The 6,766-nt window shown below is 38.5% G+C and carries 6 protein-coding genes; 4 read left to right on the plus strand and 2 right to left on the minus strand.

Translation table 11 applies throughout. The annotated features are described in order from the left end of the window. Window positions 1-35 precede the first annotated feature (35 nt). Window positions 36-545 carry a hypothetical protein gene (locus V7L97_RS10445; protein ID WP_333655746.1) on the minus strand — a complete coding sequence of 170 codons (510 nt, stop codon included), beginning with the start codon at window positions 543-545 and terminating at the stop codon, window positions 36-38. Window positions 546-551: 6 nt separating this feature from the next. Then, the gene (locus V7L97_RS10450) at window positions 552-995 is read right to left on the minus strand and encodes a hypothetical protein (protein ID WP_333655749.1); all 444 of its coding nucleotides are present in this window, start codon (window positions 993-995) and stop codon (window positions 552-554) included. Window positions 996-1,250: 255 nt separating this feature from the next. Here V7L97_RS10450 and V7L97_RS10455 point away from each other — a divergent pair, with 255 nt between their 5' ends. The 4 genes from V7L97_RS10455 to V7L97_RS10470 all read left to right on the plus strand — a co-directional run. Next, the gene (locus V7L97_RS10455) at window positions 1,251-2,603 is read left to right on the plus strand and encodes a surface carbohydrate biosynthesis protein (protein WP_333655750.1); all 1,353 of its coding nucleotides are present in this window, start codon (window positions 1,251-1,253) and stop codon (window positions 2,601-2,603) included. Beyond that, window positions 2,603-4,078, plus strand: a complete 1,476-nt coding sequence (locus V7L97_RS10460) for an oligosaccharide flippase family protein (RefSeq protein WP_333655753.1) — start codon at window positions 2,603-2,605, stop codon at window positions 4,076-4,078. The genes V7L97_RS10455 and V7L97_RS10460 overlap by 1 nt, the downstream gene beginning before the upstream one ends. Window positions 4,079-4,473: 395 nt before the next feature. Further along, on the plus strand, window positions 4,474-5,424 hold the full coding sequence (locus V7L97_RS10465) for a class I SAM-dependent methyltransferase (protein WP_333655758.1): 951 nt from the start codon (window positions 4,474-4,476) through the stop codon (window positions 5,422-5,424). Then, window positions 5,411-6,766, plus strand: a 1,356-nt coding sequence (locus tag V7L97_RS10470) for a capsular polysaccharide export protein, LipB/KpsS family (protein ID WP_333655756.1), incomplete at its 3' end; no start/stop codon positions are given. The genes V7L97_RS10465 and V7L97_RS10470, both read left to right, overlap by 14 nt.

The raw sequence follows: 6,766 nt of genomic DNA on the forward strand, positions 1-6,766 counted from the left end.
TAACAGATGCGGGCATGTTGATTTTAGGTATGCGATTACTCAAATTCGCTTCTTTTGCCGAGCAAGACGAGTTTCATGAATACCATAATTCTGGCCATTGCAAGCATTACTGGGCTGGCTATGAAATACTTACCGTTTTTATAGGTTATCTGTTTATTATTAATCAGTCTGTTCAGCCTCTTCTCCGTAATTTCTTTCGCATTATATCTTTCGAGGATTTCGTTCATGGAAAGGCCGCTGCCGGAATCGTATATTTCCCTTAATATTCTTATGCGACGTGCGGTTTCTCCCAGATTGATAAAATGAAAATAACAGTATCCCAGAGCTGAATATATTATGAGGTTTACGATAAGAATTGCCGTAAGGTCACTCAATGAATTATAAAGGGTTAAGAAGGCAGTGGCAAAGAATCCTACAATAAAAGCAGCAAATATAGACTTCAGAAGCCCTATATGCTGGAAAAACCTGAAGCTTATAATCTGCGATGCTACGTTTATTGCCAGTCCTATAACGGGAGCTAAAACGATAAAATATTGCCGAAGCATCGAATTCTAACCGCCCTTTCCTGCACCCAAAATTTTACGGTAAATTATAAATATACGTGATAAAAGGACGCCTTTACGCGTTAATCTGTATCTATCGCCTTCAAGATAAACCATTTTATCGATTACAAGGTCGTGTACCCTCGGTTTTACCAGGACATCGTCGTTTATTATCCGGTCGAATTCCACCTTATCTAAGCCGGCCGGACCGGTCCCGGCTATGTTTAATACCATGACAAGGGAAGGGCTGTCTGCTTCTATAGCCGAATATGTAATCATATAGGCGAGAAGCAACGAAATAAAAAATATCGAGATGTGCAGGTATTCCGATACGTCCAATACCGCGAATATGTTAATGCCTGTAAGGGAAAAAAGAGGCTTAAATGAAAAAATGCCTGCGGATAGAGTGATTAAAAATATCTGTAGCAATACCTTGGTTTGCCGTTTAGGCAAATGGATTTTCCAGAAAACAAAATGCAATATGAATGCAAGGCAAAATAAGGTTGTTCCCCAAAATAATACTTTCATGAAGTGTTTAATATAATTGAATTCCCAACGGCTTTGTCAAGCCTATATGTATATTTTTATGAGGCGATAGACGTTTATAACGTCGGCCTTAAAGGAAACCTTGTTATTTAACGATGCTTTTTGTTATATTTTACAATTATTTTATAATTATATTTCATAGGGAAAGGTATTTCTTAAGAAATGAAAAAGGTATTAATTATTACCGATCATAAATGGCGCGACCTTGCGGGTTATGTATATTTGAAATCACTCCTCGAAAAGAATCGCAACATAAAAGTCCGCCTGTGCAGGCTGGGTGAGGACAGGTTTTGGGTATTGCATGAAAAACCGGATATGGTCATATATAATCATCTCTTCGAGGACCGAAAGGTTAGATTTGCATACTGGCTTAAGAAACATGATGTGGGCGTGGTTATTTTACCTACGGAGAATATCCCCTTAAAACACGGTATAGAGGATCTCTTTGCACACCGTTTCTCTGATCTGTCTCCGGCTGATCTCTATTTGAGCTGGAATGAAACGGTTGCCAACAGGATTATAGAACTGGGGAAACTGCCGCCGGAAAAAGTAAAGGTTGTAGGCATTCCCCGGTTCGATTTCTATTCGGCTCCGTTAACCGGAATGCTGCCGGATAAAACCGAAATACAAAAAAAATACGGATTGGAAATAAATAAAGACGCAAGGATTATTTTATACGCAACGAATTTTACGGTAGCCGGTTTCGACAATAACAGATCCTTCATATACAAAGATTGGAACAGATTGAAGCTCGACAGACTTGAAGGTTATAAACAAAACCAGATAGATAACCTGATAAGATGGGACGCGCTTTCTCGCGATTTAACGGTCGATAGCGTCGGAAGGCTTTTGGCGGATATTCCGGACCTGCAGATAATCTACAAACCGCATCCTGCGGAAAACCATGCGTTTTATAAGGACAGAATGGCCGGGCTTCAACTGCGGTTTCCAAAAAGAATCGCCTTTGTAGTGCAGGAATATATCTGGAACTTATTGAATGTATCCGATGTAATACTCCAGAGAACCTGCACAACGGCGATAGAGGCATGGGTTTTCGGCAAACCTACAATAGAATTGCACCTTCATCCCGACGAATCCTATTTTTTAGAAGAACACACAAAGGGCAGCAATATCGCATATAATTACGACGACATTAAAAAGCATGTGAATTATTATTGCACCGGCGGAGATATCCCGGATTCGATGAAAAGCCACCGCGATATCCTTTTGAAAAACTGGTGTTATAAGATTGACGGGATGAGAACGATAGAGGTGGCCGACATCATTGCCCGTTTTTTGGAATCGAGGGGGAAAGCGCGATATTCAATTTCTGCCCGAGATTTTATATCGCTCTATCCGAAAGAATACGGCAAACAGATTTACAGGTACGGAAGAAATTTCATAAGAAAAAAACTAGGCGGAGTAGATAAATTAGGCCGCATCGACAAGCAGTTTATGAAAAGGGATGTAAGGTTCTGGGAAGAGCGCATATCTTCGGCAACGGCTGAAAATTAATGTATAGGAAAAAAATTGCAATAAATACATTTATCAACGTTTGCGGAAAATTCCTGTCTTTTGCGATTCAGCTTTTCATAATCACATATCTGATTAAGAACATCGGCAAGGATTCGTACGGCATAATGGTTCTTGCGCTCGCCCTTGTGGGTAGCGCAAATCTTTTAGAGGCAGGGTTCGGTCTTTCTATCACCAAATATGTGGCTGAGTGCAACGCAAAAGGCGAGGAAAAGCGCCTTCTCGAGATAGTCAATACAAACTTTGTTGTAACTACAGTGCTTGCTTTGGTTTTTTGTGCGGTAATCTTTATTATTAATGAATTCTTTATCGATAAAATATTTACAATCCCCTATATCCTCGTAAACACAACAAAGGATCTGATCCGGATTTTAATATTGTTCGCGCTTATCGAATTCTGGGCTGTTGGCATTGTCCGGGTAGCGGAAGGTTTTCAGAGATTTTCCCTTATAAGAGGCATCGAGTCGTTTAAATGGTTTCTCAGGGCTGTTTTTACGGTCGCTGCGATAGAAACGGGCTATGGGCTTGTCGGCATCGGTATCGCCTATCTGTGCAGCGGTATTATAAATCTTGCCGTGCTTTATCTTTTTGTCTTTGACGGGATTTCAAAAGTCAAATTAGACCTCAGGCTCTGCAACAAGGAATCTTTCAGGCTGCTTTTCGGCTTCAGCATATGGATATTTCTATCGAAGGTATTTGCCTTTATCTCGTATAGAATCGATACTATTGTTATAGGGATATTTCTTCCGCCGGTAAATATTGCTTATTACAATATTGCATTTAAAATCTATGAAGTGCTGAACTACGGTTTTTCCCTTATATCTTCTACTCTTGTGCCTGTTGCTTCGGAGATGGAGGCTGCGATGGATAGAAAAAGGCTCGCGATGCTTTTTAAGAAGGCATCGAAATATACGGTTATGTTAATGTATCCGATACTGATTTTTTTCTTTTTCTATTCCGAAAGGATAATACGCCTCTGGGTCGGAAGCGGTTTTGATGTTTCCGTCCTGTTAAATAGGCTTCTTATAATCTCTTTATTCTTTATGGCAGTAGTCTTCAGCGGCACGGTAATGATGGTCGGAATAAATAAAGCCAGGGATCTCATCAAATATAACGCTATCGCCTCTGTCGTCAACCTGATAATAAGCGTCATACTCGTCCGTGAGATAGGTGTTTATGGTGTTGTTCTTGGGACATTGGCGGGAACCTTTATCGTTGCTGCAGGATATTTTTACCGTATGATGTATGAGTTTAATTTTTCGTCGTTATCGTTTTTGAGCGATATCGTTTTGAAGCCGGCATTGCTGACTATCGTTTTATTCGGTATATTCATGATAACTCAAAACATATATATAAGCATTTTGGGAATAGCAATTTATTTTCTAACTGCTTTTGCATTCATGGCAGATAAAGACGACAGGGAAGGCATTTTAAGATTAGTGAAGGGTTATGTATAACGAAACTATGAAGGGAGCTATGGAGTTTTCTAAATATTATTTTATCAATCATGCCACAGGGAATACCTATATACCGCTTATACAGGTCAATATGGGGGTGTTAAACCATTTTTACAGCTATGATCTAATCAACTCCCAATGGATAATTCCGTTTTATATGTTTATTTTTAATTAAAAAATGAAAAAAATGAACTATCAAATCGGCCCGAATGATATCGAGATATGGCAGTCGTGTCCTGTATGCAGTACCGAAAGGCATGTGCCGATAACAGAAGTTTATATAGACGATTTGAATTTTTTTACTACCGGTTATTGCACAAACTGTTTTTTTTGTTTTCAGGACTGTAAGGCCTGCTTTTTCATGGTTTCAACAGAACTGGATAAAACGAAAAAATATCGCAGATAAAAATGACTATTCACTTGCATCTCCTTTAGAGCAGCGCAGGTATAAGAGATATAAAAATTTATCAGCGGTTTTTGAAAAAATAAGCGAAAAAAGGACAATACTCGATATCGGTACCGGCCCCGGCACGGGACTTAGAGCATTTAAAGATTCTAACTGGGATGTAACGGAATATGAACCTGATCCGGCACGTGCCGAAATAGCAATTCAACAGCATGGCATCAGAATGTTGAAAAAACTCGAAGAATCATCGGAAACATACGACTTCGTAACTATTATTCAGGTCCTTGAACATATCCATCAACCATATGATTTTTTGAATAACATTATACCGTTAGTTAAAACAGGCGGATATATTTATATCGAGGTGCCGGATTTAGTCAATTTCGTAAACTGGAGGGATGCATTATATCTGGAACACATGAATAATTTTACCGTCAATACATTAACGCTATTATGTTCCCGTTTTAATCTGGCATTAAGATACCGGTTATTTCCAAAAACCACACCGTATGGTGCAACACATATCGGAGCCTTATTCGAAAAAGTTGAGCATAATCCCGACATGGATACATCTTTAGATGATATCTCAAAGGATATTTGCAATTCATATGTAAAAGGATTGCCGATATCGAGTCCTGTCTTCCCTATCAAATATCGGATATCGGAGATCAATAATATAGCTATCACTACTAACGATAACTATCCTGTTGTAGATAAGAAAAACCGGTTTATTAATATGCGACAATCAAAAAACATAATCGAAAAATTAAAATTCATAAATCTCAAGCTAAAGTCAACGGATAATTCTATAAACTTCGTCCGAAAACGGCTGGCCTTGCATTTCCATTATATATCATTAGATATTTTAAAGGACCCTGATTTTGAAGATTTAAAATTTATAAAAATAAATAAAAAGGATTATACGAATGAAAGAGTTTGATATTCTTTTTTCCATACTTACGCTTCCGGAAGTGGATTTCTTGGCCTATATGGCAGAAAGGCTTATCGAGAAAGGCAACAGGATAGGTTTTATTTTATTTCATGAAGCGGGGGCTGAAAAGCTGGAAAGAATGGGCATACCTTTTTTCAATATGCATGCATTAAGAGAGGAAGTCCCGTATGTTCCGCTCGGCGATAATGAACTCGAAGATTTCAGGATTAAATTCGGCATAGAAAATTTGAGACACCTGTTTATCCATGAAAAACTGGGATACAACCGCAGGAATGAAGAAGATATTCTCAACAAAACAGTACATTATTTGCGAATTTTGGATAAGATATTCACGGAAAACAATGTGAAGTGCGTTGTTCAGGAACTCGGAGGGTTCGGTGCGAACCAGTGTGTGTATTATGCGGCGAGGAAGAACGGTATAGATCATGTATTTTATGAGCCGGCTGCGTTTTCTGAGAGAATCGTATTTAATCTGAACAGCTATTATTCCGATATGCCGGCAAGGATAATGAATGCAAAGCCAGATAATGAAACACTAAAAGAGGTGGAAGCTTATCTGAGAAAATATCATGACAGTAAAAATATGGTTGTGCCGTTTAAGGACAAGCACTCATTTGCGGATATGACTTTGAAAAGAATATTTAATATCGAAAATGCCAGGAGACTTAAAATAAAGCTTTTTCATAAATATGTCCATAAAAAGAGGGAAGAATATGACGAGATAGGGTGGGTGGTAAAGTACAATTTCATAAAGCTTGCGCGCAGGATTCTGTTTGGCTTTTATTACAGAAAGCCCGATTACAACGATAAATATATATACTTCCCCTTTCATGTGCCTCACGATGTCCAGTTGACGACCAGGTCGAGGCTGTTTTACTTTCAGGAAGGATTTGTAGAGTATTTATCACGTATAATACCATATGGGTACAAGCTTTATATAAAAGAACATCCTGCAGCCATCGGGGGGCATTCGTTTTCGGTTTTAAGAAAGATTTTAAAACAACACGACAATATAATGCTGATACACCCTAAAATAAACTCATATGATCTGATTAAACATGCGGCTCTTGTAATAAGCATAAACTCAAAGGTCGGTTTTGAGGCAATTATGCAAGGGAAGAAGGTTGTCGTCGTCGGCGATGCATTTTATAAAAACAAAGGAATTACTTATGATATGGCTAACCTGAATGAATTAGGCGCAATTATAGCAAATGCTTTGAATTCGGATATGCCTTCGAAGGAGGAGGTAATGGAATTCCTGACCAGAGTTTATCTATGGAGCTACCCATGCGAGTTGTTTTTAATGGAAGACAAAAATCTTAAACAATCA

Source organism: Dissulfurispira sp., assembly GCF_036745535.1.
GTDB lineage: Bacteria > Nitrospirota > Thermodesulfovibrionia > Thermodesulfovibrionales > Dissulfurispiraceae > Dissulfurispira.

Bases quoted from the DNA above. Each gene is read 5' to 3' on its own strand.
- V7L97_RS10445 (WP_333655746.1), bottom strand. From the start codon at position 545: ATGCTTCGGCAATATTTTATCGTTTTAGCTCCCGTTATAGGACTGGCA.
- V7L97_RS10455 (WP_333655750.1), top strand. From the start codon at position 1,251: ATGAAAAAGGTATTAATTATTACCGATCATAAATGGCGCGACCTTGCG.
- V7L97_RS10460 (WP_333655753.1), top strand. From the start codon at position 2,603: ATGTATAGGAAAAAAATTGCAATAAATACATTTATCAACGTTTGCGGA.